Genomic DNA, 23,811 nt, shown 5'->3' on the forward strand with positions numbered 1-23,811 from the left:
TGGTTAGTCAGATAACGTTGACAGCAATAACTAGGGGTAAAGTTTGGAAATCTTGATTCATATCGGCTTGGGCATCATTGCAGGAATTCCACTGCCGATTGCATTGCTTTCTCGCCGTTTCTTAGATAAGGCACGTCCTGCATCGAAAATTGTGCGTTTCTGCCGAAATTTCCTTCATCTAGTTCTTATGTTGCTTGGGGTAGTGATCCCTTGGTCAGCCTTTTGGCTTAGTCGTAAATTGGAATCAACACCAAGTGCTGTCAATGCAATTGTGTTCATTGTTTTCATAGTGATCACTTTTATCTCGTTGGTTGTTAAGCTGCGTCTACACGATTCCAGCACATGGAAGCGCATGTAGGTTGTAGTTTTGATCTTTCTTCTCCTATATCGGGGAGGGGAGGAGGGTAATGGAGCGCTATGCTGAGGCTGGAATTTCGATAGAGTCGAATCCCGGTTCGAATGTTTACATCGGACAAATTTCTTCACATGCGGATCATCCCATTTTTCGGTGGGCGCCTTTGAATGACAAGGATTTGAATGATATCGGAAAGTACAATCAGTTCGGCTTGCGTAAGCGCCGTCTGTCGGTGACAACCAACACAGATGACCAAGAAGGCATCATCCCGACGGCCTTACGCATGGAGCATCAGCTGATATTCGAGGGTGTCAGAGACCATCAACATAGTGAGGCGGAGGTGACGAGTTGGATTGATCGGATCAGGGCGTTGAGGCTCACTCACTTCAGCTCGGCGAGTCAAGTGAAGGAGTAATGCCAAGAGGAGTGCGAATGGCTGCGGCAGGTTTTGTAGTAGTTCCGACTTAATCAGGATCGGGAAAACGTGCTTACAGCCGAGGTGATAGCGCTCCTGGCAACGCAGCCAAGTGTCGATCCCAATATGGCAATTCAGAATATTATCTGGATTCCTGATAGGTCCAATTTCATTCGTATTATGCTTAAAAAGTAGGCTTTCCGGAAAATCTCATCTTTTGTGGCGGAATCGCAGAAAATCTCAACTTATCTGTCATTTCGCCTCATCTTCTGTGGCAAAACTGCCGCCAAGTCATTGATTTTGGTATTTTCCTGTTTCACCTTTCGTGTCACTCTACGAACTTGTTGCTGAACATGGGAAGGCCGCTCTTTGACTCCTCGTGCGAAGCCTCGTCTTGAAGGACGTCCCAGTGCTCGACCAGAATGCCATCGACGATGCGCAGAATGTCTGCCGCGATCCAATTCTTCGGCCGGCCCATGCCCGAGAATCGCCCGTGGATGATCACGAAATCGCCATCGGCCACTATCACGCCCGGTTCATACTTCAGCGTTGGTGGAGCGCTTTTGATGAGATTGAACAGGCCGTCGCGACCGGGCTCGATATGAGCGCTGTGCTGGATGTAGTTGGGTGACCAATAGCGCTCGCACGCCACGTAATCACGCTTGTTGAACAAGGTATTGAAGGCCTCAAGGACAAGCGCTTTATTTTTCGATGCAATCGTTTCATTCATTTTGTTCTCCAAATCACGGTTATGCTTTCTGCCGTAGAGATATCCGCACTGCTTATCAACAAAGCCTCGCTGATCACAGCGCCGCTTGATCTACAGCCGCTTGATCTACAGCCGTATTGGGACGGCGATGGCGCGCGGAAAGAACCCGCCCCGAAGGGAGATCGCCACAACGCGCCATCGTCGCCCGCCCTAACCATCTCCGATCAATGTGGCGGTTGCGCCATCATGTCGTTGAACTGCGTCACAAACGTAGCCTCGCCAGGCCCAGGGTTATTGCGCAGCATTTTTGCTCCCTCCACCAGCACCTCCTCCGCATCCGTTCCAAGGACCTTGATCGTTTCGTCGATGAACTGTGCCAGAGGCATCGCCCGCGGTTCGTCATTGCTATTTAGCAGGTCCGTCTGCACCCAGGGCGGAGCTAACTCCAGCACCTTCACCGAGCTGTCTTTCAGCTTGTAGCGCAGCGATTGGGTGTACGAGTGTATCGCCGCCTTGGTGGAGGAATACACCGCCGTCATCGCCAATGGCACGAACCCCAGCACCGACGATACATTGATGACAGTAGCCGCATCTTGTTTCTTCAAGTGTTCGATCAGCGCCGAAGTCATCCGGATCGGGCCCATCAGATTGGTCGTGATGGTCGACATTAGAAGACCCTCATCGACCACGCTTGCGGCATCGTCGATCTGCATGATGCCCGCGTTGTTGATCAGCACATTCAGTTTTGGGTACTCTGCAATCAGCTTCTGCGCGACCGCCGCAATGCTCGCAGGATCCTCGACATTGAGCTCCACCGACTGCATTCCGGGATTCGCCTTGGTCGTTTCCTCCAGATGGCCCTTACGTCGGCCCGAGATGATTACCTGATTCCCCAGTTTGTGCAAAGCCTCAGCCAAGCCACGCCCAATTCCTGAACCACCACCTGTAATAAAGATCGTATTTCCACTCAGTTTCATTTTCTGTTCCTCTTGTTTGGTTTGTTTGATGACACAATTTGCTGCAGGCCGTGCTCTTGCCCGTTTGTAAAGCCAACAGGGCGTTCCCAGCCGGTCTTCTTACCGCCTCACGAATTCGTCATGTTGTTGCCTCCTTTGATCTGTGGGAGTCATCAGTTGTGTTTAAGCGCCACTCAGGCCAACTCGATCTGTAGTACGTTCCTGCGGGTCCTACCCAATGCCAGCCAGTAAAGTGGCGCACTCGTCGAAGCGACGGGACTTTTGGCAGTCATGTAAATCTCCTTTTTAATATGACCGGTCATCTCAAAAATACCAGAAAAAAAACATCACCAGGTTACGATGGGCATTCAGGTTAAAATTTTACGAAACGTCACATCCATGAACACGTCAAATGCATCACGACTGCGTTCAACTCGTGCCCTCAAGGTGGCTCCCTCCCACGCGTTGAGCAAAAATCCGGCGAGTGAACGCGCGTTTAGTTCACTCCCTATTGAGTGGTCGGCCTGGCCGGCGGCGATGGCCTCCTCAATAAGTCTGGTCCACTTCCCATAGACCCCAGCTAACTGGCTTCTGATGACCGGGCTTTGATCTGACAGTTCTGCGCTAAAATTTCCAAGAAGGCAACCTTGTTCAAAATCGCGGCTAACGATCATTTCATTGAGCTCCATAAAATATCTTCTCACCCGTTCCATTGGCGCGATGGACTGGTCTGTTAATACATCCCGCCAGTTGCCGCGTGTTCCATAATAATCAACAATCTCCGCGCCGAGCGCTTCCTTGCTCTCGAAGTGGTTGTAAAACGACCCCTTTGGCACGCCGGCTGTAACGGTGATGTCTTGCACGCTGCAACCATTGAAGCCCTTCTCAGGAAGAAGTTTCAATGCTGCGTCGAAGATTTTGTCGTGTACATTTGGCTTTGGCATGAATAGACAATATGACCGGTCATCTCATTTGTCAAGCCGGTTCGTCGTTTTTTTTAATGGTGTGTTGATTTGAGCTCATTCTTGACCCGTCTTCCGAGGCACTTTACGCCTGTCATTAGTGACAGCTGTGATTACTGACAGCTGTACCGACGCCGTAGGGGAGCTAAAATAGACCCGTCTTCTACAACTCTCCCCGAGTTTGACTTCGGCCCGTGACCGCAAGGTATCACGGGCTTTTTTTGGTCTGTGCTGCATAGGGAGCGTCAGCAGTTATCGGCAGTTGTCATTTAGCAGTCATACCATTGTCATGTTGGATGGGTAAGATGTCAGGTGTTGATTTAGTGCTGACTCATAAAGCCCAATCCAGCCGGGCGGGAGCTTTTCGAAGAGTGTTTTGCCGTCAACAGGTCAGCCGGTAGCCTCGATCACCGGCACCAGTTTTGTTTGCTTCAAATCAACCCGCCGCCGCAAGGTGCGCGGGTTTTTGTTTTACTTGCCCGCGGCGGAGTCGTGGGAAGCCCTGCGGCCGCTATAATGTTTTGCCGTCGGTTCCGACGCAGCCCCTGAACTTGTCCAGAGATCCGTTTGACTCACATGCAAATTCCAGCAGAGCTTATGACCGAGATTATTTTGCCAGCAATGCCCGAGTCTATTTGCCAGGCCAGCTTGTGTTACACAGTCGACGCCGCGCAACTGGCACGGCTGAAAGTCGATGGCGTGGTCTTGCCCGAGAGCTTGGCAAACGCGGTCTTGAAGCGCCAGGTGGAGTTCGCCGCAGGCAGGTTTTGCGCCCGCGAGGCGCTGCAAAAGCGCGGCTGCGACAGCCCGGCGACGCTGGCTATCGGCCAGCATCGGGCGCCGCTTTGGCCGGCCGGCTACCTAGGCTCGATCAGCCACGGCGACGGCTTGGCGATTGCGGTGGTGGCTGCAGCTGGGGAATGGCACGGGTTGGGAATTGATATTGAGCGCGTCCTCACTAATGAGGCCGCGCAGCCTCTGGTTGAGCATTTGATGACGGCGCCAGAACTGGCCATAGGCAATGCCGCCGGCCTGGCTCTTGAACATTGGCTGAGCCTGATTTTTTCGGCCAAGGAAAGCCTGTTCAAAGCGCTTTATCCTTTTGTCGGGCGATATTTCGATTTTCTGGATGTCGAGGTTTGCGAATTGCAAGAACAGCAATCCTGCATCATGCTGAGATTGGCGACAAGCTTGTCGCCGTCATGCGTCAAAGGCAGCCTGTATTGCATTCGCTATAGTTATTTCTCAAATAATATTGCGACCTTATGCCTGTTCTGACGCCTGATCTATACGGCTCCAGGGCTGGATATTTGCGCGGCGGCATCTATAATAAAAAGTCTTCAGGAGGTTTTGTTATGAAGGCTGCGAAGATCATCGAGATGTGGGGTAGGGCAAGTCGCCAGGTACCGCTCACCAGCGACGACGACATCGTGCAGATGTTTGCCAACGAAATCGCCAAATTGTCCTATAAGCTGACAGAGGACGAGTTATACCGGCTGATCGCGGTCGGCGCGTTGGTTTATCAGCGAGGTTTCCGCGAGTTCGATGGAAACGTCATGGCTGATCTGCTGATCAGGACCTTGCGCGAAGGTGGCCGAGCTTAGGTCGATCTGCTTCAATGCAATCATGCCGTTTCAATGAAAAAGCCTGCGTCCTCAGCGGTCGCAGGCTTGCATGTTGACGGTTAAAGCAGGTGATCAATGAGGTGATCAAAGCGGCCGGTCAAAGCCATCATCAGATCCGGTAGATTTTCTCGCCAGTCTGAACAATCACAAATTTTCCTTCGGAATATGGATTAAGCGCACGTCCATCTGCCAGTTGATAGATTTTCGGTCCGGGCAGGGAGCTGACAACGCCGTTTGCGGTAGCTCTTTCAATCGGGCTTTCATAACACTCAACATGATAGGCATCTCCTGTTTCCTTGCCTTTGGCGTCGAATTTTTCTATTAAATCCATAAATGTCTCCTTGTACGCGAGGTTGGAATACCTGCGGTAACGATACCAGATTTTATTTCGCTGTTGTAGTAATCAATTCGCCCGTGATCAATTGACTCGCCTGGCGTTGCACATCGCCGTCTTGTTGCTATCCATTGCTGCTATCCATCCCGGCGCGTACCATGAGGGTCGCAGCAAGACAAATTCTTACAGAGGAAGCAGTAATGAACGACGGTTTGACAAAAGACGAATTCGACGCCCTGGGGCAAATCAGCAAGACGCCGCAACGCGGCAGAGTGAGTGCATGTATTGCAAGAAACACCAAGCGCCTGACCGGTCTGAAATACATCGCCTATGAAAAAGACGGCAGCCTGTCATTGACGGATAAAGGGCGGCAAACCTTGTTCATCAAGAATTGCATAGACGGCCTGCGCGCCGTGGCCAGCGACCCTGGCGCCAAGCTTGCGGCTGATGTTGCCATGTTCCTCGGAAAAAAGGGGCATGTCAGCGCCAGGCCCGATGGCGATGGTTATGACATCACTGAAAAAGGGCGTGAATCCCTGGCGGATATTGATTCTTCGGCGGTTTGAGTTGCCGTTTTTGATTGCATAACTTGCAATCCAAGTTATGCCCGAAGTATTAAGCTTGTGCGCTTAGTAAAAAATCATATAAATCAAAGACTTGATTAAAATTCTTGATGGTTATCCACAGGACTGTCCACAATTTCTGTGGGTAACTTCCAAAGAAAGCTTATTTGGCCGTGCGGCTGAATCCATCATGCAATCTACAGAGAAAACCATGTCCATGTTGAGAATAGGTCTTTTAGGTTACGGTTACGCGGGCGCTACTTTTCATGCGCCGCTGATCGGACACTCGGGCCGCACCGTGGTCAGTGCAATTGCCAGCAGTCAAGCCGAGGCTGCTGCGAAGGCTTGGCCGGAGGCGCGCATCGTTGCCGATCTCGATGCCTTGCTGATCGATGCCGCGATTGAGTGCATCGTGATCGCGACGCCCAACGATACGCATTTCAAGTTTGCTTGCCGCGCACTGGCTGCCGGCAAGCATGTGGTGGTCGACAAGCCGATCACGCTCAGCGCGGCCGAGGCCCGCATCCTGGCGCGCACGGCGGCCGACAACAAGCTGTTGCTGGCGCCGTTTCATAACCGCCGCTGGGATGGGGATTTCCGCACTGTGCAGTCGTTGATCGCCAGCGGCCGGCTAGGCCACATCACGCATTTCGAGTCGCATTTCGATCGTTTCCGGCCCGAGGTGCGGCAGCGCTGGCGTGAGAATGCCTTGACTGGCGGCGGCTTGCTGTACGACCTTGGGCCGCATCTGATCGACCAGGCGTTGACATTGTTTGGTGCCCCGCAAAGCGTCAATGCGACCATTGGCGCTTATCGCGAGCATGCTCAGGCGGAGGATTATGTCCATCTGCAACTCGCTTATCCGGACAAGCAGGTGGTGTTGCACGCCAGCGCCCTGAGCGCGTTGGAGGCACCGCGTTTTGTGATTCACGGCCGGCGCGGCAGTTATCTGAAAACCGGGCTCGACAGCCAGGAAGATCAACTCAAGGCCGGTTTGCGTCCGGGCCAGCCGGGTTGGGCTAAAAACCCGCCTGGCCTGCTCAGGGAAGTTGAGGGCGAACTTGATCTGCGCGGTGAATTGGGCACTCTGGACGGCGCCTATGTGGAATTTTATCGCGCGCTGGCAGCGTCGATTCAGGATGGTTTGCCATTTCCGGTGACGGCGGATGCCGCTGTCAGTGTTGCGGAAATCCTCGAACTGGCGCGCCAGAGCGCGGAAGAGGGCCGTCGTCTACCCTATGTGGCAACAGGATGGTAACGCTATCATATGTGTGAATAACTGATATGCGTTAAATAAATTGGCGGTTCCCGGGGCGCCTCGATATAGTTACACCTGTCTCCTCCAACACCTCCTAAGGTTTGGATTCAAGCCCGCACCGAAAGGTCCAGCGGGCTTTTTTTTGCTTGCCTGATTTGTGGCATAGATGCTGCATTAGCCTGTAGGCTTGCCTTGCCGGGGAAATCTGTGTATAATTTAAAAATTGCCTTTCGCGTACAATATGCATATACGCAATTCGGGCCAATACAAGAGTAGATTCGTTACACGTCGGAGCCACTTTCCAGATAGGACTGGGTTTCGGGAATCTTCTCCTGTATTGAAAATTATGAAAACCTGCTTACCTCACGGTCGCAGGTTTTTTGCATTTGATACCGTATTTTTACTATATTGCAGTGCGTCATATTTTATTTTATAGTTGATTTGTCTCCTCCAATCCTCCACGGTTTGGATTCCGCCCGCGCCGTAAGGTCCAGCGGGCTTTTTTTTTGCCTGTCGGAAAAGATGAGCCAAGCCAGATGCATCAAGCAGGCCTATGGTCACGCGTTGGCTGCGATTTGTTGTCAGGAAGGATATAAATAGCACGCGTCTGCGCTGCCTGACGGCTCATTGGTGCGGCTTGATCGTCCGGCTTCGCAACCTGGCGTCGGAGCGGGCATTGCGGTTGTATGTCGACAGAAAGCCGCGTGTCTTGAGTTCTTTGCGCAGCAGGAAAAGAGCAAGAAGAGCGGCAAAAGTGATGGAGGCAAGAAGGATTAACATTTTTGGGCTGCTAATTTGGCTGTTTATCTGAGTGGTACCAGATAGCAGCAAAATTCGCGCCAGATATTATTGTCGCAGCCGATACGCTGCGAATATACCTATCTATCTCGCCATCAGGGTATCCAGCAGCCAGCTGCCAGCCGGCCCCAGTCCGCGTTGCCGCGACCAGACTGCATCAACCTGTATGCTTTTCGGCCAGCCGAGCACCTGCAGTTCGAGCAGGCTGTTGGCGGCAAAACGCTTGGCCAGCCAGTATGGCAACTCGGCCCAGCCAAAACCCAGCTCCGTCATTTCCAGCAGCAGCAGGTAGCTGGACGCCGTCCAGCATTTGCCGCGCCGACGCTGCACCACGTCGTCGGCGTAGGTGCTCAGGCGCAACTCGCGTGCGCCATGCAACATCTCACTGGAGATGTGTTTAGCTTTTGCCAGCGGGTGCTGCTTGCCGACGTACAAGCCGATGGCGGAGCGATCGGGGACCGATTCAAAGCCGATATCCGGCGGGTAGTCCGGCTGCGCCGCCACCAGCCCAAGATTGGCGCGTCCTTCCTGCACCAAAGAGACCACGTCGTTGCGCTCCGCAATCATGCATTCCAGTTCCAGTTCCGGATAACGCTGCTCGAAACTGGTGAGAATGTGTTCGAAACGGTCCGACTGGTAGGTGTCGGACAACACCAAGGTCAGTTGCGGCTCCAGCCCGTCAGCCAGTCGATGCGCCGATCGCTCCAGCCGGTCGGTGGCTTCCATCACTTGCTGCGCATGGACCAGCATCGCTCGCCCTTGTTCGGTCAGTGTCGGGCGGCGGGTGCTGCGATCGAACAGTGTCAGTCCCAGATCGATTTCCAGGTTGGCGATCGCCTCGCTGACGGTGGATTGCTGTTTGCCCAGTTTGCGCGCGGCCGCAGAAAACGATCCCAGCGTGGCCGCCTCGGCAAACATGAACAGTGTTTCCAGTGAATGGCGCATGGCGTGGTGGCTCCTATATATCGGTTTATCCGATGGTTATTGATTTTATAGTATCAGGTAAATCGAAGAAAATAGCTTCATCAGAATTTATTGAAGCAATGGAGGCAATATGAATACGCATAAAACCTGGGCCGAGCGTGCTACTCACGCATTGATATTTGAAGTTGTGGCAGTAGGTTTGACCGCGCCGGTACTGGCGTGGGTAATGAAGGTGCCGATGGCGCACGCGGGTTTGCTGACGCTGATGATTTCGCTGGTGGCGATGACCTGGAACATGATTTTCAACAGCTTGTTTGAGCGCATGGAACGGCATTTGCGCCTGGTCCGTACCATGTTCATGCGGGTAGTGCACGCAATCGCATTCGAAGCCGGACTGGTGGCAATCGTGGTGCCGCTGGTTGCCTGGTGGCTGGAGATGAGTTTGCTCGATGCACTGATTCTCGACATCGGCTTGCTGCTTTTCTTCCTGCCTTACACCTTCGCCTTCAACCTGGTGTACGACAAGCTGCGCGCATCCTTGCTGAAGAAACGCGGGTTGGCCAACGCGTGATAGTACATCGCATGCGCAGGCCGCATGCGATGTACTGAAGCGATCAGGCCAGCCTTGAAGTTATTGGAAATAACCGCTGCCGATAATCAGCGGCTTGCCGACAATGCCAGCGCCGATCAAGCGCCGCGCGACACCTTCGATTTTTGTCTGGAAGGCGCGGTAGGTGCCGAGCAAATCGAGTTTGGGATCTTTCGAATGCGACAGATCTGAAAGTGTGGTTGCTGGCACCAGGCACTGATACTGTTGAAATTCGACCATGACCGAAAACAGGATGCCGGCGTTGGTCAGGCGAGGTGCGGCAAGTACGTTGTCCATCATGGTCTCCACGATAATACGGTTGCGCAGAGTCAGACGGGATCGATAGGGCAGGCTATCTGGCTGCCTCCCCATGGTGCACGCAAACCGCCCGGCTGGCAAGGAGAATACTGCGTCGGCAGCTAGCTGCAGATTTGTTATGCTGCTGTCGAATATCAGGTATGCGAACAATAAAGCATACAAATATGGGGCATAAAGCTATAGTTGCGCCTGTCTCCTCCAATACCTCCTAGGTTTGGATTCAGCCCGCAACCGCAAGGTCCGCGGGCTTTTTTTTTGCCGCTCCCGAGCAGGCGCAAAAAAACCGCCGGACCGGTGTGGCGCGGCGGCTTGCGAGCAGGGTCGGAAATCGATCTGCAGAACTAATGCGCCATGCAGTAACCGTCCAGTTCCAGCAACAATTGCTGCTTCGCCGCTGCCGGTAGAAATGTCGCTTCGAAGGCATTCCGCGCCAGCATCACCAGCTCAGTGCGGCTCAAGCGCAGGGCCGCAGCGACCGCCAGGAAATTGGCGTTCATGTAGCCGCCGAAATACGCCGGATCGTCAGAATTGACGGTGACCGCCAGGCCGGCGTGCAGCATGCGCGCCAGATTGTGTTTGCGCATATCGTCGACCACGCACAGCTTGAGGTTGGACAGCGGGCATACCGTCAGCGGAATCCGTTGCCGCGCCAGCCGTTTCATCAGGGCCGGATCTTCCTCGCTGCGCACGCCGTGATCGATGCGCTCTACATGCAACACATCGAGTGCATCCTTGACGTATTGCGGCGGGCCTTCTTCGCCGGCGTGGGCGACCAGATGAAAACCGAGTTCGCGGCAACGCGCGAAGACGCGGGCAAATTTTTCCGGCGGGTTGCCGCGTTCGGCCGAATCCAGGCCTATGCCTATCCACAGGTCGCGATACTGGGCGCGCAAGGGCAGCGCTTCCTCCAGGGTGGCGAAGGCATCTTCTTCCGACAAATGGCGCAGAAACGACATGATCATGGCACTGCTGAAGCCGTGCTTGTCGCGCGCTTCACGCAGGGCGCGGGCGATGCCTGAAAACACCACCTCGATGCTGATGCCGCGCTCGGTATGGGTTTGCGGATCGAAGAAAATTTCAGAGTGGCGTACGTTGTCGGCGCGTGAGCGGGCAATGTAGGCCATCGTCATTTCATAAAAATCCTGTTCAGTCTGCAACACGGCGGCGCCGGCGTAATACAGATCGAGAAACGATTGCAGATCGGTGAAGGCGTAAGCGGCGCGCAGCTCTTCCACCGAGGCGTACTGCAATTCGACATTGTTGCGTTGTGCCAGCGAAAAAAGTAATTCCGGTTCCAGCGTGCCTTCGATATGCAGGTGCAATTCCGCTTTCGGCAAACCTTCGATGAAGGAGATCAGGTCGGCAGCGAGCGGCGGGGTGGTGCTGAGTGATTTCATGTGTACTTCCATGGTTAACAGGAGCTAATCCGCAATTTTACAGAATTGCGGATTAGCTCCCCCTGTTTGCCAATTTTCCGTCAACTTATTGTTGCGCTTCCGCTCAGTGCGAGGCGCCCAGAAACTGCTGCAATTCGAGCGTCTTGGGATTGGCAAAAATTTCCTCCGGCGGCCCGATTTCATGCACCTTGCCCTGGTGCATGAACACTACGCGGTCGCAGACTTCACGCGCAAAGCGCATTTCGTGCGTCACCATCAGCAGCGTCATTCCTTCTTCCGCCAGCCCGCGCACCACCGTCAATACTTCGTTCACCAGTTCCGGGTCGAGCGCCGAAGTGATTTCATCGCACAGCAGGGCTTGCGGCTGCATCGTCAGCGCGCGTGCGATCGCCACCCGTTGTTGCTGGCCGCCGGAGAGCTGATCGGGATAGGCATCGAATTTTTCAGCGAGGCCGACCCGCGCCAGGTTTTCTTGCGCCGATTTGCGCGCCTCGCTTTCCGATGTTCCCTTGACGATCATCGGCGACAGCATCACGTTGCGGCCGACAGTCAGATGCGGAAACAGATTGAATTGCTGGAAGATCATGCCGACCTTGAGGCGCAGCGCCCGCAATTCCAGTTCGGATTTGCCGAGGTGCGCGCCGGCGACGCTGATATTGCCTTCGTCTATGCTTTCCAGGCCGTTGATACAACGCAGCAGGGTGCTCTTGCCGGAGCCGCTTTTGCCGATGATGGCAATCACCTCGCCGGGTTCGACGTCGAGCCGGATGCCTTTCAGCACCTGGTTGTCGCCGAAGCTTTTCCTTACGTTATCAATGGCGATGAGTGGCATTGAATTTCCTTTCCAGAGACTGACTGTATTTGGACAGCGGCCAGCACAACGCAAAATACATCAGCGCCACCAGCGCATACACGGTGAACGGCTGAAACGTGGCGTTGGTGATCATAGTGCCGGCTTTCGATAGTTCGACGAAGCCGATGATGGAGGTCACGGCAGTGCCTTTGACGATTTGCACGCTGAAGCCGACCGTGGGCGGAATCGCGATGCGCAAGGCTTGCGGCAGGATCACATGGCGCATTTGCTGCATATAGCTCATCGCCAGGCACGACGATGCTTCCCACTGGCCGCGTGGAATGGCGTCAACGCAGCCGCGCCAGATTTCGGCCAGGTAAGCGCTGCTCCAGCAAGTCAGCGCCAGGCCGGCGGCGAGCCAGGCCGGCACTTCCAGGCCAAATAAAGCCAGACCGAAAAACGCCAGGAACAATTGCATCAGCAAGGGCGTGCCTTGAAACAGTTCGATGTACATCTTGGTCAGGCGCTGCAGCCAGGCTTGCTTGGAAGTGCGCAGGAACAAGACGATCAATCCCAGCATGCCGCCCAGAGCGAACGACGCCAGCGACAACAGCACGGTCCAGCGCAGCGCCAGCAGCAGGTTGCGGACGATATCCCATAGCGAGAACGAAATCATGCGGCCTCCCTGGCAACGGGCCGGCCAAACAGCCGGTTGCCGATCAAGCGCAACAACTGCCGCAAGCCGATCGCCAGCAGCAGATAGATCGCGGTCGACAGCAGATACGATTCAAATGAACGGAAGTTGCGGCCCTGGATGAAGTTGGCGGCGTACGCCAGTTCTTCCACCGCAATTTGCGAACAGACGGCGGAACCCAGCATAACGATGACCACCTGGCTCGACAGCGCCGGCCAGATTTTTTGCAGGGCAGGCGGCAGGATGATGTGACGGAATATCTGCATCCTGGTCATCGCCAGGCTCAATCCGGCTTCGATCTGGCCGCGCGCTACGGCGGCGATGCCGGCGCGGATGATTTCGCAGCTGTAGGCGCCGAGATTGATCACCATTGCCAATAGCGCCGCCTCCATCTCGCTGATCTGCAAGCCTATCCCCGGCAGCCCGAAGAAAATGAAAAACAGCTGGATCAGGAACGGCGTGTTGCGGATCAGTTCAACATAGGTGCTGACCAGCGGCCGCAACCAACGCGGCCCTTGGGTGCGCGCCCAGGCGCCAAAGACGCCGAGCGCTATGCCGAGCAGACCGCCGATGGCGATCAGTTCGATCGTCACCAGCACGCCTTTGATGAGCACGGCGGGATAGTCGAACGGCGCTAGAAAATCGAAGTGGTAACTCATCTCTTGCCCTAAGATCGTAAGCTGTGCTTACAGACTGGCAGGCAGAGGCAGCCCCAGCCATTTCACGCTGAGCGCATTCAATTCGCCGTCTTTCTTGGTTTCGGCAAGGATCGCATTCACTTTGTCGAGCAGCTTCTTTTCATCTTTGTTGAGGCCGATCGAGCATGGCGAATTCTTGATCAGGAATTTTGTTTCCGGTTTCTTTGGCGGATTCTTGGCGATGATCGCGGCGGCCACTACGTTGCCGGTCGCTACCAGTTGCACCTGACCCGACAGGAAAGCGCTGATGGTGCCGTTATTGTCTTCATAGCGCTTGATGGTGGCGCTGGCGGGGGCGATCTTCGACAGTTCCAGATCTTCCACCGCACCGCGGGTTACGCCGACGGTCTTGCCGGCCAGATCGGCCGCGCTGCTGACCTTCTGATCGGCGCTGCCGAATACGCCGTTATAGAAAGGGGCATAAGCGTCGCTGAAGTCGATGACCTTTTCGCGTTCCGGATTCTTGCCGAGGCTGGAAATGATCAGGTCGACTTTCTTGGTTTGCAGATAGGGCACGCGATTGGCGCTGGTGACCGGAACCAGTTCGACCTTGACCCCCATTTTCTTGGCAATCAACGTGGCGACATCGATGTCCAGGCCTTGCGGTTTGAGATCGCTGGTGACCGAGCCGAACGGCGGGAAGTCTTGCGGCACCGCGACTTTCAGTACGCCGTTCTTGACGATCTGATCAAGCGCATCGGCCCTTGCGGTGCTGCTGAACAGGGCGGTCGCGACCATCGCGGCAAGCAGAATTTTTGGAAATTTCATGTTAAAACTCCTTCAGCTGAGGTGATGTTGCAAAGTCGGAATTCTGTGCGAGCGGCGCCAGTGCCTGCCGTAGCGGCGACAAGGGATCGCTGCGCAGCGATTGTTCCAGGCCAGCTTCGACATTGCACAAATGATCGTGCATCAATTGTTCTGCCAGCGCCAGATCGCCGTCTTCCAGCGCGGCGACGATGCCGACGTGTTCGGCGCAGGATTGCCTGGCGTGATGCGAGGATTGGTATTGCATGGCGGTCAGCGTGGTGCGTGTGGTGAGGTCGCGCAGGGTATCGGCCAGCAAGGTGTTGCCGAATGATTCACACAGGCAGACATGGAAATCGCCCAGCAGGAAACTGCGGGTGGCGACATCGTCGCCCTCCAGCGAGGCTTGCTCGCGTTCGACATGCCGGCGCAGCTTGCGGATGGCGTCCGGGCTGATCGGCCGGGCGTGACGCAACAGGCCCAGTTCAAGCACGCGGCGCGCTTCGAAGGCGTCGCGCGCGTCTTCCGGCGTCGGTTCGATCACATACCAGCCGCGGCGGGCGCTGACGGTGACGATGCCGCGTGTCACCAGGCGCGTCAGGGCCTCGCGGATCTGGGTCCGGCTGACGCCAAACAATTCGGCTAGTTGCTGCTCGCCGAGCCGGGTGCCGGGCGCGAGCTTACGCGCCAGCATCGCTTCGGTAATCCGTTCGGCGATGTGGGTCGATGATTTGGCGGTGGCGGTCATGCCGCTGTCTCAGCAAGTCGTGTGCCAGGCAGTCATTACAGGCTGATACACCAATCTGATATACAAGATTGATGTACCAATTCACCAAATTGGGGTGTGCTGCCGATAATTGTCACTAAAAAGGGGAGCGGCTGCGCTTTTTTGGCACGTGCCGGGCTTTGCCTGGCGTCGAGCGGCCTACGCTGCAATCCAGTTCAGCGCGATAACCACAGGACCGGATGAGAGAGGTGCCATCCCAGCGATTGCATTTGCGCTCCCGGACCAGACAGCGGAGCCTTCAAGGCCAGCGGCCGGCTGCGCATGGCGCCAGCTTCTGCTTGCAGGATTTCCCGCCACTGATGCGTGCCCTCGTCCAGCCACCAGACGCGTAACAGCTGGCGGGTGTGTTCCTTCGTCCCGCCAGCCGGGCCATCTGCCAGATAATCCTGCGACAGCCAGTCATCCTCGAGCTTTCCCTCGCGCAGAAACAAGAGCTCCTTTGCCGGCTGCCGCGGATCTTGGGCCAATAACAATCTGCAGCCGCGCGGACATGCTTGCGTATCACGACGATCATTGAATTCGACGGCGCCGTCGGGTATGGGCAAGGGCTGCCATGCCGACCCGGCGCCGTTGCTGCGTTCGATCGCCAGCCCGGGACTGGCGTTTTGGCCGACAGAGGCCGGATTGGCGGCGGGGCGGAGCAGCAGGCGCGTGACTCTGCCATCCACGTCTATGATTGTCTGCAGCTCTTCGCCATGCGTATCCTGTGTCTCCGGATCAACCGCCAGGTTTGCGCTCGCCGCGCTAAGCGACCATTGACTCTGGCCGGGCTGCTCTGACAAAGTGAATCGCTGGTAACGCGTCGCAGGCAGGAGCGGCCCCCAGCCAGCGAAATGTTCCGGGCACGCGGCGGCGGGGTCGTCGGCGGCGCTCTCGCAATCTTCATCGATCAGCGATATGCGTTTTTGCTGCATCGCTCCTCCGGCGAACACGGCGCGGCCGCCGGTCAGCCAACGTATGCCAGCGCCCGTGTGCTTGCCTGGCGACGACGCAAGACGTTCCATCTGCATCGTGGAGAGCCGCAGCCGGTAAAGCGTGGCGTCCTTGCTGCCCAGAATCGCCTCATCGTCATGCCCTTCCAGCAATATGGCGTCCCTGAGCTCCGGAATTGCCGTCGGATTGCTCCAGCGCTGGTTTTTCAGGCTGTAGATTGCCAGCGAACCGGCGCTGCCAGGCATGTAAGACGACAAATTGGACCCCGGCGAAAAGCCGCGGTCATTGTCCTCCACCTGGCCCTTGACCAAGACACGATCGTCGTCGAGCCAGACGACTTGCGCGCTGCCGCTGACAAACGGCAACGCAGGCAGTTGCTGGACTTGCCCCGTATCCAGATCGAGTATTTCCGCCAGGCTGCTGTAGCGCATCTGGCCGCTGCCGGTGAAGGAGAACACATGCCCGGCAGTGATGAATACATGCTTGCCTCGTTGCGCTGCGCCCGGCGCCTGCAGCGGCAATCCGAAGCTTGTGAAGTCCGGCTGCCGGCCAGGCTGCGCCGGCAATGAAACCAGCTCAGCGCCGGGGGTTCCGTAGCAGCAGTCGTTCTGCCCTCGGTGCAAGCCGCCGGCAAATGCCACTTCGGTGCGCGAGACTGCTTGCAGGACACCGCTGATGCGCTGGCGCCTGGTCGGCCCGATGACTTCCCAGAAAGCTGCGTAGCCGGTAGCGGATTGCGGCGCCGGCCGCAGCGCCAGCAGATGCTGCTCCAGATGAGCGCCTAGTACCAGCGTTCCGTCCGCTAGCACGGCGCTAGCGGGACCGGTGGCGTAGTAGGCGTCCGTACACAATGGAAACGGCAGATCGGGCAGCGCTTGCCAGGTGTTGCGTTTGGGATCATAGACATCGACCGTGCGCACATCGTGGTCGGTGCAGCGCAGGTGTTCGCCGCCGGCAGCGAGAATGCGGCCGTCGGGCAACGCAAGCAAGGTAGCGAAAGTGCGCTTGTGCGGCATATCGGCGGCCGGTTGAACCTGTCCGTTCAGTGGCTCGATCAAGGCAGTACGCCGCGAATCGGGGCCACTGCCGCCACCTGCGGTCAGTACCCGGCCGTCGGCCAAAGTGATCGCGGCAACGCCGTAACGCGCCATGTAATTCACTTTCAAGCCGCTTGATGCGTGCGGCAGCAATCCCTTGTCCTCTACTGCAATGCCCTGTGCCGTCAGCGTCAGGCGGCGCATTTGTTCCGTATGGTTGTGCTGGTTGCGTCCCAGCACCAGGACAGAGCCGTCTTTCAAGGCGACCGCGGTTGGTTCATCGGCGTCGAATGACGCGCTGACCTGGGTGCCATCGGCCTTCAGCAAAAGCACCGTGGATCCGATGAACCATATGCCTGTCGTGGATTGCACGACGGTATAGCGCAGTTTGTCTGTCAACGGCAGCGCATCGATGACAAACGGGCTTGCGCTCAGGTGCTTCCAGTCGAGCCGCCACATCCGCGCTTGGGCGCCGTTCCTTTCGAAATACAAGGTTTCCCGCTCACCGGTTGCCAGCGGCACTGCAAAGGTAGTGCGCCAGGATTCCCCGGAGAGAGAGTCGATGCTGACGGGCTTATCGGCGGCTGTCACCGGCGGCTGGGGGTAAGCGGGCCCTGCAGCCAAGAATGCCAGACCCCCTGCGAGCATTGCGCACATGGCCGCGCTTGCTGGAAATCTTGTCACGCTCATCGTCCGGAAGAAGCAGGAAACACATATCTCATGCTGCCGGCCAAGCCTACCAATTCACCGGGCTGAGCCAGGGAGGACAGGTAGACGGCTACATCGATGTCCTGCCGATCGTGGCTGATGATGAGATCAAGCTTACCGTCGCCGTCGAGGTCGCCTGCCCATAACAACACTTGCCGGGGGTTGAGAACTTCATTCTGGCTGAGATTATTGTAGCCATTCAAGGCTTGGCGTTTGCCATAGGCACGCAATTCGAGAACAGCGATATGGTCGGCGGCGGCAGGCTGCGCGCGCGGCACCAGCGAGGCGTGCTGATTGCCGGAAAGTGGAATCCTGATTTCCATCGTGTCGGCACGATCAGGTGCGGGGTAGAATTTCATTGCGGCATGCAGCCATGTTTGCAGCGGGCCAGCCTGGAGCCGCAGCGCTGCCAGCGCGCCAACCGGTTTGAATACGCCGACCAGAAACGGCTGCGGTGGATCACCGGCGTCGGCCGCATATTTGGCGGGTGTCGCCCGGTCCAGCGCGAATGGCAGCGGCGACCAGGACAGCAGCTGGCTATCGACTTGCGAGCCGTCCGCCGTCGCATGTTTGGCATTGCGGACCTGGAGCCGGGTGGCGTACAAAGCGCAGTTGCGCTCGCACGCCAGTGCCCACCAGCCGGCGCCGCTCCGAAAATCTTTCCCGCCCACTTCCCAGCCCGCCACACTATCGGCAGCCTTGTTGTCTGCGGCCGGCAAGGGCATAAACGGACCCGGGAAAAAAGCATGGAATCATCGGTCTGGCCGGGCGACTGCCCCTGGCTTGGCGAGCTGACGCTCATCGTCAGCAATAAAGCAGCGAGCGGCGCAATGAAGCAGGTGATTCGAATGGCGGCCATGGCGTGCGTCCTTAAGGCGCCAGTTCAACCTGGAATTCTGTCTTGCCTATCCAGCGACCCTGCAGGTGATCGCCCGTGACGGTCAGCTGCATCTTGGCTTTTTCGGTACCCTCCGTACCGTCCGCAGCGGCCTCGGTCAGCTCAAGCTGATTCCCGTTCTCGCGGCCGGCGACACTGATCGGCTTGCGGTACTTGTCATAAAAATATATCCCCCTGACGGCGTCGCCGGCTTCCTTGTACAGCAGCATGGTGATGGCGATCTTGCCGTCCATCCGGCCACGTAAAAACTGTCCGTATACGCTGCTTTTTGCCGTTGTGCTGCCCTGGTTCAGCAGGAGCGCCGTGCCATAGCCGGTCAAATACGGCTTGAGCTCCGCGTAGGGAATCGTCAAAGTGACTGCGCCAACGTCGTCCAGCGCCCGCATGGCGTGGTTACTGCATCGCTCTGCGGTCAATTTGAACGCATCTTCGGAGAACTCGGATTTGTAATATTTGAACATTGGCGCCGCTTCGCTGGCGCCCGGGGTGCGGTCGGTATGCGTGCCCTCGCCGGAGCAGTTGCTGTTGAGTTCAATCCTCTCTTTTAAATCGTTGACTGTGTCCTGGCTCTTTGCATCGTGCGCTTTTTGGATTGCCTTCAGTTCACTTCTAAGCGATATCAGCAGCTCCCGGTACTGGGATTGCCGTTCCTTGACCATTCTACGTTCCAGAGCGCGCATGCCAGAAGCGGTAAAGACATCATCGGCGTCGAGCATGCGCCCGGTTTTGATATCGAAACTGTAATAGGTCTGGTAGTTCTCGCAATAGGCGCCGCAACCTTCGTTCTCAAACGCGATGGTGAGGATGCGTCCATCGTTGCGGGAAACTGAAAATTCCTGGCTCGCCATGCCGTCGATGGCGACGCCGTCTGCGGCGCTGAAAACTTTTCCGGGTTGTCTCGGCGCCAGGACGCCAAACTGGCCATTGAACAGATAGTCGTTGATTTTTGCGGCCACTTTCTGGTTCGTCATCGTCACGAACGGCATCATGATCTGGTTGGCTGCCACCACGTCGCCACGCTCAGTCTTGCCTTGGAATGTCAGCGACTGTATCGATGCCTGGGGGGCTGCTTGCGCCAGGCCGACGATGAAAAAGAACAACAGCAGAAGAAATTGCATTTCAATCCCATGTATTGACGTCGGTGTTAGCGATCCAGTCTGACTTGCCAATGACTGCAGGGGGGAGCTGCCGGCTCCCCCGTCCGGACGGCTAGCCGGTATTGCGCAAGCCCGCAGCAATGCCGTTGATGCTCAAATGGATGCCACGTTTCACCCGTTCCTCGGTGGTCCGGCCGGCCGCAGTCACGCTGCGGTGGCGCTTGATCAGTTCGACCTGCAAGTGATTCAGCGGATCGAGGTAGGCGAAGCGGTTCTTGATCGAGCGCGCCAGCAAAGGATTGCCCGACAAGCGATCCTTGGCGCCGGTGATCGCCGACAGGATGTTGCTGGTGCGCTCATGCTCATCGACGATGCGCTTGAAGATGCTGTTGCGCAGCTTGCGGTCGGTGACCAGCCCGGCATAGCGCGAGGCCACCGCCAGGTCGGTCTTCGACAGCACCATGTCCATGTTCGACAGCAGGGTGGCGAAGAACGGCCATTCCTTGTACATGGCGCGCAGCGTCGCCAGTTTCTGGCTTTTGAGTTTGCTGTCCTGGCCTTCTTCCAGCCAGCTTTCGATGGCGCTGCCGAAGCCATACCAGCCCGGCAGCAGCAGGCGGCACTGGCCCCAGGAAAAGCCCCATGGGATCGCACGCAAATCTTCGATGCGGCGGGTCGCCTTGCGCGAAGCCGGGCGCGAACCGATGTTCAGCTCGGCGATTTCGGCGATCGGCGTCGCTGCAAAGAAATAGTCGGTGAAGCCGGGAGTTTCATAGACCAGGTTGCGGTAGGACTGGTAAGCCCGTTCCGACAAGCCGTCCATCAATTGCTCGAATTCGCCCAGCTTTTTGGTCTGCTTGCTGTCGGCGTTATCCGGCATCAGGCTGGCTTCCAGCGTCGCCGCCACCAGCAACTCCAGATTGCGGCGGCCGATTTCCGGATTGGAAAACTTGGAGGCAATGATCTCGCCTTGCTCGGTCAAACGGATCTGGCCGTTGACGGTGCCCGGCGGCTGCGCCAGGATCGCCTGGTAGCTCGGGCCGCCGCCGCGGCCGACTGTGCCGCCGCGGCCATGGAACAGGCGCAGCTTGACGCCGGCGTTATCGAATACGCGCACCAGCTGGATCTCGGCCTTGTACAGTTCCCAGTTGGAAGTCAGGAAGCCGCCATCCTTGTTGGAGTCGGAATAACCCAGCATCACTTCCTGCAGCTTGCCTTGCTTGGCAATCAGCCGCGCCACCGGCGGCAAGGCCATGAATTGCTCCATGATCGCTGCGGCGCGGCGCAGGTCGGGAATGGTTTCGAACAGCGGAATCACCATCACATCCAGCGCGCCGGGCACGCTTACGGCTTTGTCCTTGCCGGCGGCCGAGGCAGCCAACTCGGGGCGCAGCAGGCCGGTTTCCTGTTGCAGCAACACGACTTCCAGCAGATCGGATACGGTCTCGGTGTGCGAAATGATGTAGTTGCGGATCGAGCGTGCGCCGTAGCGCTGCCGCATTTCGCCGGCGGCGCGCAAGATCGAGAGTTCGGAATTGGTTTCGTCGGAATAGGCGATATACGGCGAGTACAGCAGGCGCGGCTTGGCCAGCTCGGCCAGCAGCAGTTCGATCTTCTGTTCTTCGCTGAGCTTGTCGTAAGCGCCTTCCACCTGGGCTTGCGCAAACAGCTCGGTCAGCACCCGCTCGTGGACGTCGGAACTCTGGCGCATGTCGAGCGAGGCCAGATGGAAGCCGAAAATCTCGGAGGCGCGCTTGAGCGTTGCCAGCCGCGGTTTGATCAGGGCGCCGCCATGGTTGTCGCGCAGCGAATCTTCGACGATTTGCAATTCCTGGGTGAATTCCTGCGGCTTGTCATAGTGGGCGGCAGCGCCGACTTCCTGACGCAGGATGTTGGTGGCGCCGAGTTCGCGCGCAGTCGACGCCAGCCGCGCGTAAATCCCGATCAGGGCGCGCCGGTAGGGTTCGTCGGCGCGATGGTCGGAAGTGTCGGGCGAACGTTCCGCCAGCGCCAGCAGTTCTTGGTTGACGCTGACCATCAAGGTCGACACCGATAACTCGGCACCGAGGGCGTGCACTTCTTCCAGGTAAAAATCGAAGATGGTGGTCGATTGCCGTGTCAGGGCGCGCTGCATGGTGCTGGCGTTGACGTTGGGATTGCCGTCGCGGTCGCCGCCGATCCAGCTGCCCATCTGCACGAACGGCGCCAGTTCGGCGCTGGCGCCGGTGTGGCGGGCGCGGGTCGGAAACTGGGTAGCGATTTCACCTTCGATGTCGTCGTACAGCGCCGGCAGCTCGCGCAGGAAAGTGATGCGATAGTAAGACAGGGCGTTTTCGATTTCGTCGGCAACCGTCAGCTTGGTATAGCGCAGCATGCGGGTTTGCCACAGCGTGGCGATACGGCCGCGCAGCAGCTCGGTGTTGTCACGCAATTCCTTGGCGGTCAGCGGCCGGTCGCGCTCGGCCAGCAGGCGGGCAATCTCACGCTCTGCGTCGAGGATGCTCTTGCGTTGCACTTCGGTCGGGTGGGCGGTCAACACCGGCGAAATCAGCGCATCTTTCAGGAAGTCACGCACGGTAGCGCCCGAGACGCCGGCGTCATCCAGCTTGCTCAGCGCATGCGCAACACTGCCGGCCTGGGCTGCCGATCCGGCCAGCAGATGGGCGCGGCGACGGCGATTGTGATGCTGGTCTTCGGCAATATTGGCCAAGTGCGAAAAATAGGAAAACGCGCGCACCACCGAATTGGTCTGGTCGCGCGTGAGTTTCTTGAGCAATTTGTCGAGATCGGCGCCGGCTTGCGGATCCGATTCGCGGCGGAAGCGCACCGCCGTCTGACGTATGGTTTCTACTACTTCAAATACCGTGTCGCCCTCTTGATCGCGCAGCACGTCGCCCAGCAAGCGGCCCAGCAGACGGATATCTTCTTTGAGTGGAGCATCTTTATTAGGGGCGGGGTTTTTTACCTGGACAGCAGAATTCAATTGTTTTGCCATAATGGACGAGTGCAATCAGCTTTTCTGGGGTGGGGAACGAGAGGGCTTGTAACTGGTTAAGCGCGTACTATATAAACTATCTGATATAGAGAGTACAACTGAGACAGCAGAGAGCGCATGCTAAAATCCGGCGCGAAAATTACGCGTTTTGATGAAGAATCTTGGCGATTGGATAACTCTGTCTTGGCTGCGTCGCTCTGTATTTACCGTAACAGCGCTGCATGGCTGAATTTTGAAAGTACCTGTGTCGAAAATCTCCTCCCCTTCCAAGTTAGTGATCGCATCGCGCGAAAGCCGGCTGGCCATGTGGCAAGCGGAACACGTGCGCGCCCGGTTATCTGCATTATATCCAGACTGTAATATAGAAATCCTCGGAATGACTACTCGCGGCGATCAAATTCTTGATCGCACCTTGTCCAAAGTCGGCGGCAAAGGTCTGTTCGTCAAGGAGCTGGAAGTGGCGATGGAGGAAGGCCGCGCCGATCTGGCGGTGCATTCGCTGAAGGATATGCCGATGGAGTTGCCGCCCGGTTTTGCGCTGAGCGCCGTGCTTGAGCGCGAAGACCCGCGCGACGCTTTCGTCTCGAATGACTATGCCAGCCTGGAGCAATTGCCTGCCGGCGCCATCGTCGGCACCAGCAGCCTGCGCCGCCAAGCCCTGATCGCTGCGCGCTTTCCCTTGCTGCAAATCAAGCCTTTGCGCGGCAATCTCGATACCCGGCTGGCCAAGCTCGATCGCGGCGAATATGCCGCCATCATCCTGGCTGCTGCCGGTCTCAAGCGGCTCGGCCTGGCCGCGCGCATCAAAGCCCTGATCGAGCCTGAACAAAGTTTGCCGGCGCCGGGGCAGGGTGCGATGGCGATCGAGATCCGCGCCGACCGTGCCGATCTGCAAGAAATACTTGCGCCATTGAATCATCGGCCCACAGAGTTGGCGGTGACTGCCGAGCGCACCTTGTCGCGCGCCTTTGGCGGCAGTTGCCAGATTCCGCTGGCGGCGTTCGCCACCATCAGCGGCGACCAGATGCGCTTGCGGGCGATGATCGCCACGCCGGACGGCCTGCGGGTGGCAATTGCCGACGCCAGCGGCGCCGCCGACGCACCTGAGGTTTTGGGAGAACAGATCGCCGCAGCACTGGAAGCGCAGGATGCCGCGGCGATTCTGGCGTTGTGCAAGGAGGCCTAGTGTTACGGCGCAGTGACCTTTTCCTATACCGGCAAGCA

At 57.2% G+C, this 23,811-nt stretch carries 25 protein-coding genes; 8 read left to right on the plus strand and 17 right to left on the minus strand.

The window, feature by feature from the left end; all coding sequences use genetic code 11:
• The first annotated feature begins 43 nt into the window (after window positions 1–43).
• Window positions 44–358, plus strand: coding sequence for a hypothetical protein (locus tag KHU33_RS05345; RefSeq protein ID WP_211461474.1), 315 nt, complete (start codon window positions 44–46; stop codon window positions 356–358).
• Between the two features lie 49 nt (window positions 359–407).
• Entirely contained in the window at window positions 408–770 is a 363-nt protein-coding gene (locus tag KHU33_RS05350) for a hypothetical protein (protein ID WP_211461475.1), read from the plus strand.
• 328 nt (window positions 771–1,098) lie between these two features.
• Here KHU33_RS05350 and KHU33_RS05355 read toward each other — a convergent pair whose 3' ends face one another.
• From KHU33_RS05355 to KHU33_RS05365, 3 genes are all read right to left on the minus strand, one after another.
• The gene (locus KHU33_RS05355) at window positions 1,099–1,500 is read right to left on the minus strand and encodes a nuclear transport factor 2 family protein (RefSeq protein WP_211461476.1); all 402 of its coding nucleotides are present in this window, start codon (window positions 1,498–1,500) and stop codon (window positions 1,099–1,101) included.
• A gap of 203 nt (window positions 1,501–1,703) precedes the next feature.
• Complete coding sequence (locus tag KHU33_RS05360) at window positions 1,704–2,456, minus strand: SDR family oxidoreductase (protein ID WP_211461477.1); 753 nt, start codon at window positions 2,454–2,456, stop codon at window positions 1,704–1,706.
• A gap of 347 nt (window positions 2,457–2,803) precedes the next feature.
• On the minus strand, window positions 2,804–3,379 hold the full coding sequence (locus tag KHU33_RS05365; RefSeq protein WP_211461478.1) for a TetR/AcrR family transcriptional regulator: 576 nt from the start codon (window positions 3,377–3,379) through the stop codon (window positions 2,804–2,806).
• A 615-nt stretch (window positions 3,380–3,994) separates the two neighbouring features.
• On the opposite strand from KHU33_RS05365, the gene KHU33_RS05370 reads away from it, so the two are divergent.
• The gene (locus KHU33_RS05370) at window positions 3,995–4,675 is read left to right on the plus strand and encodes a 4'-phosphopantetheinyl transferase family protein (protein WP_211461479.1); all 681 of its coding nucleotides are present in this window, start codon (window positions 3,995–3,997) and stop codon (window positions 4,673–4,675) included.
• Window positions 4,663–5,001, plus strand: a complete 339-nt coding sequence (locus KHU33_RS05375) for a hypothetical protein (RefSeq protein ID WP_230414067.1) — start codon at window positions 4,663–4,665, stop codon at window positions 4,999–5,001. Before KHU33_RS05370 ends, KHU33_RS05375 begins: the two co-directional genes overlap by 13 nt.
• Window positions 5,002–5,131: 130 nt before the next feature.
• On the opposite strand, the gene KHU33_RS05380 is transcribed toward KHU33_RS05375, so the two are convergent.
• A complete protein-coding gene (locus tag KHU33_RS05380; RefSeq protein ID WP_211461480.1) occupies window positions 5,132–5,353 on the minus strand; it encodes a hypothetical protein in 222 nt (73 codons plus the stop codon).
• Window positions 5,354–5,556: 203 nt separating this feature from the next.
• Here KHU33_RS05380 and KHU33_RS05385 point away from each other — a divergent pair, with 203 nt between their 5' ends.
• A complete protein-coding gene (locus KHU33_RS05385; protein WP_211461481.1) occupies window positions 5,557–5,922 on the plus strand; it encodes a hypothetical protein in 366 nt (121 codons plus the stop codon).
• 208 nt (window positions 5,923–6,130) lie between these two features.
• A complete protein-coding gene (locus tag KHU33_RS05390; RefSeq protein WP_329956027.1) occupies window positions 6,131–7,177 on the plus strand; it encodes an oxidoreductase in 1,047 nt (348 codons plus the stop codon).
• A gap of 624 nt (window positions 7,178–7,801) precedes the next feature.
• Here KHU33_RS05390 and KHU33_RS05395 read toward each other — a convergent pair.
• Together KHU33_RS05395 and KHU33_RS05400 are read right to left on the minus strand one after the other, a co-directional pair.
• Window positions 7,802–7,957 carry a hypothetical protein gene (locus KHU33_RS05395; protein ID WP_211461483.1) on the minus strand — a complete coding sequence of 52 codons (156 nt, stop codon included), beginning with the start codon at window positions 7,955–7,957 and terminating at the stop codon, window positions 7,802–7,804.
• A gap of 102 nt (window positions 7,958–8,059) precedes the next feature.
• Window positions 8,060–8,920, minus strand: a complete 861-nt coding sequence (locus KHU33_RS05400) for a LysR family transcriptional regulator (protein WP_211461484.1) — start codon at window positions 8,918–8,920, stop codon at window positions 8,060–8,062.
• A 109-nt stretch (window positions 8,921–9,029) separates the two neighbouring features.
• Between KHU33_RS05400 and KHU33_RS05405 the strand changes: the two genes are divergently transcribed.
• Window positions 9,030–9,470 carry a multidrug/biocide efflux PACE transporter gene (locus KHU33_RS05405; RefSeq protein ID WP_211461485.1) on the plus strand — a complete coding sequence of 147 codons (441 nt, stop codon included), beginning with the start codon at window positions 9,030–9,032 and terminating at the stop codon, window positions 9,468–9,470.
• Between the two features lie 60 nt (window positions 9,471–9,530).
• On the opposite strand, the gene KHU33_RS05410 is transcribed toward KHU33_RS05405, so the two are convergent.
• From KHU33_RS05410 to ppc, 11 genes are all read right to left on the minus strand, one after another.
• Complete coding sequence (locus KHU33_RS05410) at window positions 9,531–9,788, minus strand: DUF1488 family protein (RefSeq protein ID WP_211461486.1); 258 nt, start codon at window positions 9,786–9,788, stop codon at window positions 9,531–9,533.
• A 359-nt stretch (window positions 9,789–10,147) separates the two neighbouring features.
• Window positions 10,148–11,203 carry an adenosine deaminase gene (locus tag KHU33_RS05415; protein ID WP_230414068.1) on the minus strand — a complete coding sequence of 352 codons (1,056 nt, stop codon included), beginning with the start codon at window positions 11,201–11,203 and terminating at the stop codon, window positions 10,148–10,150.
• A gap of 103 nt (window positions 11,204–11,306) precedes the next feature.
• Window positions 11,307–12,035 (minus strand): amino acid ABC transporter ATP-binding protein, encoded by a 729-nt coding sequence (locus tag KHU33_RS05420; protein WP_211461488.1) that lies wholly within the window; start codon window positions 12,033–12,035, stop codon window positions 11,307–11,309.
• A complete protein-coding gene (locus KHU33_RS05425; RefSeq protein WP_211461489.1) occupies window positions 12,016–12,672 on the minus strand; it encodes an amino acid ABC transporter permease in 657 nt (218 codons plus the stop codon). The genes KHU33_RS05420 and KHU33_RS05425 overlap by 20 nt, the downstream gene beginning before the upstream one ends.
• A complete protein-coding gene (locus tag KHU33_RS05430) occupies window positions 12,669–13,349 on the minus strand; it encodes an amino acid ABC transporter permease (RefSeq protein WP_211461490.1) in 681 nt (226 codons plus the stop codon). Before KHU33_RS05430 ends, KHU33_RS05425 begins: the two co-directional genes overlap by 4 nt.
• Before the next feature lie 27 nt (window positions 13,350–13,376).
• Window positions 13,377–14,156: a transporter substrate-binding domain-containing protein gene (locus tag KHU33_RS05435; RefSeq protein WP_211461491.1), complete on the minus strand. Its 780-nt coding sequence runs from the start codon at window positions 14,154–14,156 to the stop codon at window positions 13,377–13,379.
• 1 nt (window position 14,157) lies between these two features.
• On the minus strand, window positions 14,158–14,880 hold the full coding sequence (locus tag KHU33_RS05440; RefSeq protein ID WP_211461492.1) for a GntR family transcriptional regulator: 723 nt from the start codon (window positions 14,878–14,880) through the stop codon (window positions 14,158–14,160).
• A 194-nt stretch (window positions 14,881–15,074) separates the two neighbouring features.
• Complete coding sequence (locus KHU33_RS05445; RefSeq protein WP_211461493.1) at window positions 15,075–17,513, minus strand: Kelch repeat-containing protein; 2,439 nt, start codon at window positions 17,511–17,513, stop codon at window positions 15,075–15,077.
• A gap of 62 nt (window positions 17,514–17,575) precedes the next feature.
• A complete protein-coding gene (locus KHU33_RS05450) occupies window positions 17,576–18,322 on the minus strand; it encodes a hypothetical protein (RefSeq protein WP_211461494.1) in 747 nt (248 codons plus the stop codon).
• A 145-nt stretch (window positions 18,323–18,467) separates the two neighbouring features.
• On the minus strand, window positions 18,468–19,613 hold the full coding sequence (locus KHU33_RS05455) for a hypothetical protein (RefSeq protein ID WP_211461495.1): 1,146 nt from the start codon (window positions 19,611–19,613) through the stop codon (window positions 18,468–18,470).
• Window positions 19,614–19,704: 91 nt separating this feature from the next.
• Window positions 19,705–22,587, minus strand: a complete 2,883-nt coding sequence (ppc, locus tag KHU33_RS05460; RefSeq protein ID WP_211461519.1) for a phosphoenolpyruvate carboxylase — start codon at window positions 22,585–22,587, stop codon at window positions 19,705–19,707.
• Between the two features lie 244 nt (window positions 22,588–22,831).
• Here ppc and hemC point away from each other — a divergent pair, with 244 nt between their 5' ends.
• Window positions 22,832–23,773 carry a hydroxymethylbilane synthase gene (hemC, locus tag KHU33_RS05465; protein ID WP_211461496.1) on the plus strand — a complete coding sequence of 314 codons (942 nt, stop codon included), beginning with the start codon at window positions 22,832–22,834 and terminating at the stop codon, window positions 23,771–23,773.
• Window positions 23,774–23,811: the final 38 nt, after the last annotated feature.

The sequence above is a fragment of the Collimonas silvisoli genome (genome assembly GCF_018305005.1).
GTDB lineage: Bacteria > Pseudomonadota > Gammaproteobacteria > Burkholderiales > Burkholderiaceae_D > Collimonas > Collimonas silvisoli.

Coding starts and splice junctions, on each gene's coding strand:
- KHU33_RS05350 (WP_211461475.1), top strand. CDS start 408: ATGGAGCGCTATGCTGAGGCTGGAATTTCGATAGAGTCGAATCCCGGT.
- KHU33_RS05355 (WP_211461476.1), bottom strand. CDS start 1,500: ATGAATGAAACGATTGCATCGAAAAATAAAGCGCTTGTCCTTGAGGCC.
- KHU33_RS05360 (WP_211461477.1), bottom strand. CDS start 2,456: ATGAAACTGAGTGGAAATACGATCTTTATTACAGGTGGTGGTTCAGGA.
- KHU33_RS05365 (WP_211461478.1), bottom strand. CDS start 3,379: ATGCCAAAGCCAAATGTACACGACAAAATCTTCGACGCAGCATTGAAA.
- KHU33_RS05370 (WP_211461479.1), top strand. CDS start 3,995: ATGACCGAGATTATTTTGCCAGCAATGCCCGAGTCTATTTGCCAGGCC.
- KHU33_RS05375 (WP_230414067.1), top strand. CDS start 4,663: ATGCCTGTTCTGACGCCTGATCTATACGGCTCCAGGGCTGGATATTTG.
- KHU33_RS05380 (WP_211461480.1), bottom strand. CDS start 5,353: ATGGATTTAATAGAAAAATTCGACGCCAAAGGCAAGGAAACAGGAGAT.
- KHU33_RS05385 (WP_211461481.1), top strand. CDS start 5,557: ATGAACGACGGTTTGACAAAAGACGAATTCGACGCCCTGGGGCAAATC.
- KHU33_RS05390 (WP_329956027.1), top strand. CDS start 6,131: ATGTCCATGTTGAGAATAGGTCTTTTAGGTTACGGTTACGCGGGCGCT.
- KHU33_RS05395 (WP_211461483.1), bottom strand. CDS start 7,957: ATGTTAATCCTTCTTGCCTCCATCACTTTTGCCGCTCTTCTTGCTCTT.
- KHU33_RS05400 (WP_211461484.1), bottom strand. CDS start 8,920: ATGCGCCATTCACTGGAAACACTGTTCATGTTTGCCGAGGCGGCCACG.
- KHU33_RS05405 (WP_211461485.1), top strand. CDS start 9,030: ATGAATACGCATAAAACCTGGGCCGAGCGTGCTACTCACGCATTGATA.
- KHU33_RS05410 (WP_211461486.1), bottom strand. CDS start 9,788: ATGATGGACAACGTACTTGCCGCACCTCGCCTGACCAACGCCGGCATC.
- KHU33_RS05415 (WP_230414068.1), bottom strand. CDS start 11,203: ATGAAATCACTCAGCACCACCCCGCCGCTCGCTGCCGACCTGATCTCC.
- KHU33_RS05420 (WP_211461488.1), bottom strand. CDS start 12,035: ATGCCACTCATCGCCATTGATAACGTAAGGAAAAGCTTCGGCGACAAC.
- KHU33_RS05425 (WP_211461489.1), bottom strand. CDS start 12,672: ATGATTTCGTTCTCGCTATGGGATATCGTCCGCAACCTGCTGCTGGCG.
- KHU33_RS05430 (WP_211461490.1), bottom strand. CDS start 13,349: ATGAGTTACCACTTCGATTTTCTAGCGCCGTTCGACTATCCCGCCGTG.
- KHU33_RS05435 (WP_211461491.1), bottom strand. CDS start 14,156: ATGAAATTTCCAAAAATTCTGCTTGCCGCGATGGTCGCGACCGCCCTG.
- KHU33_RS05440 (WP_211461492.1), bottom strand. CDS start 14,880: ATGACCGCCACCGCCAAATCATCGACCCACATCGCCGAACGGATTACC.
- KHU33_RS05450 (WP_211461494.1), bottom strand. CDS start 18,322: ATGCCCTTGCCGGCCGCAGACAACAAGGCTGCCGATAGTGTGGCGGGC.
- KHU33_RS05455 (WP_211461495.1), bottom strand. CDS start 19,613: ATGCAATTTCTTCTGCTGTTGTTCTTTTTCATCGTCGGCCTGGCGCAA.
- ppc (WP_211461519.1), bottom strand. CDS start 22,587: ATGGCAAAACAATTGAATTCTGCTGTCCAGGTAAAAAACCCCGCCCCT.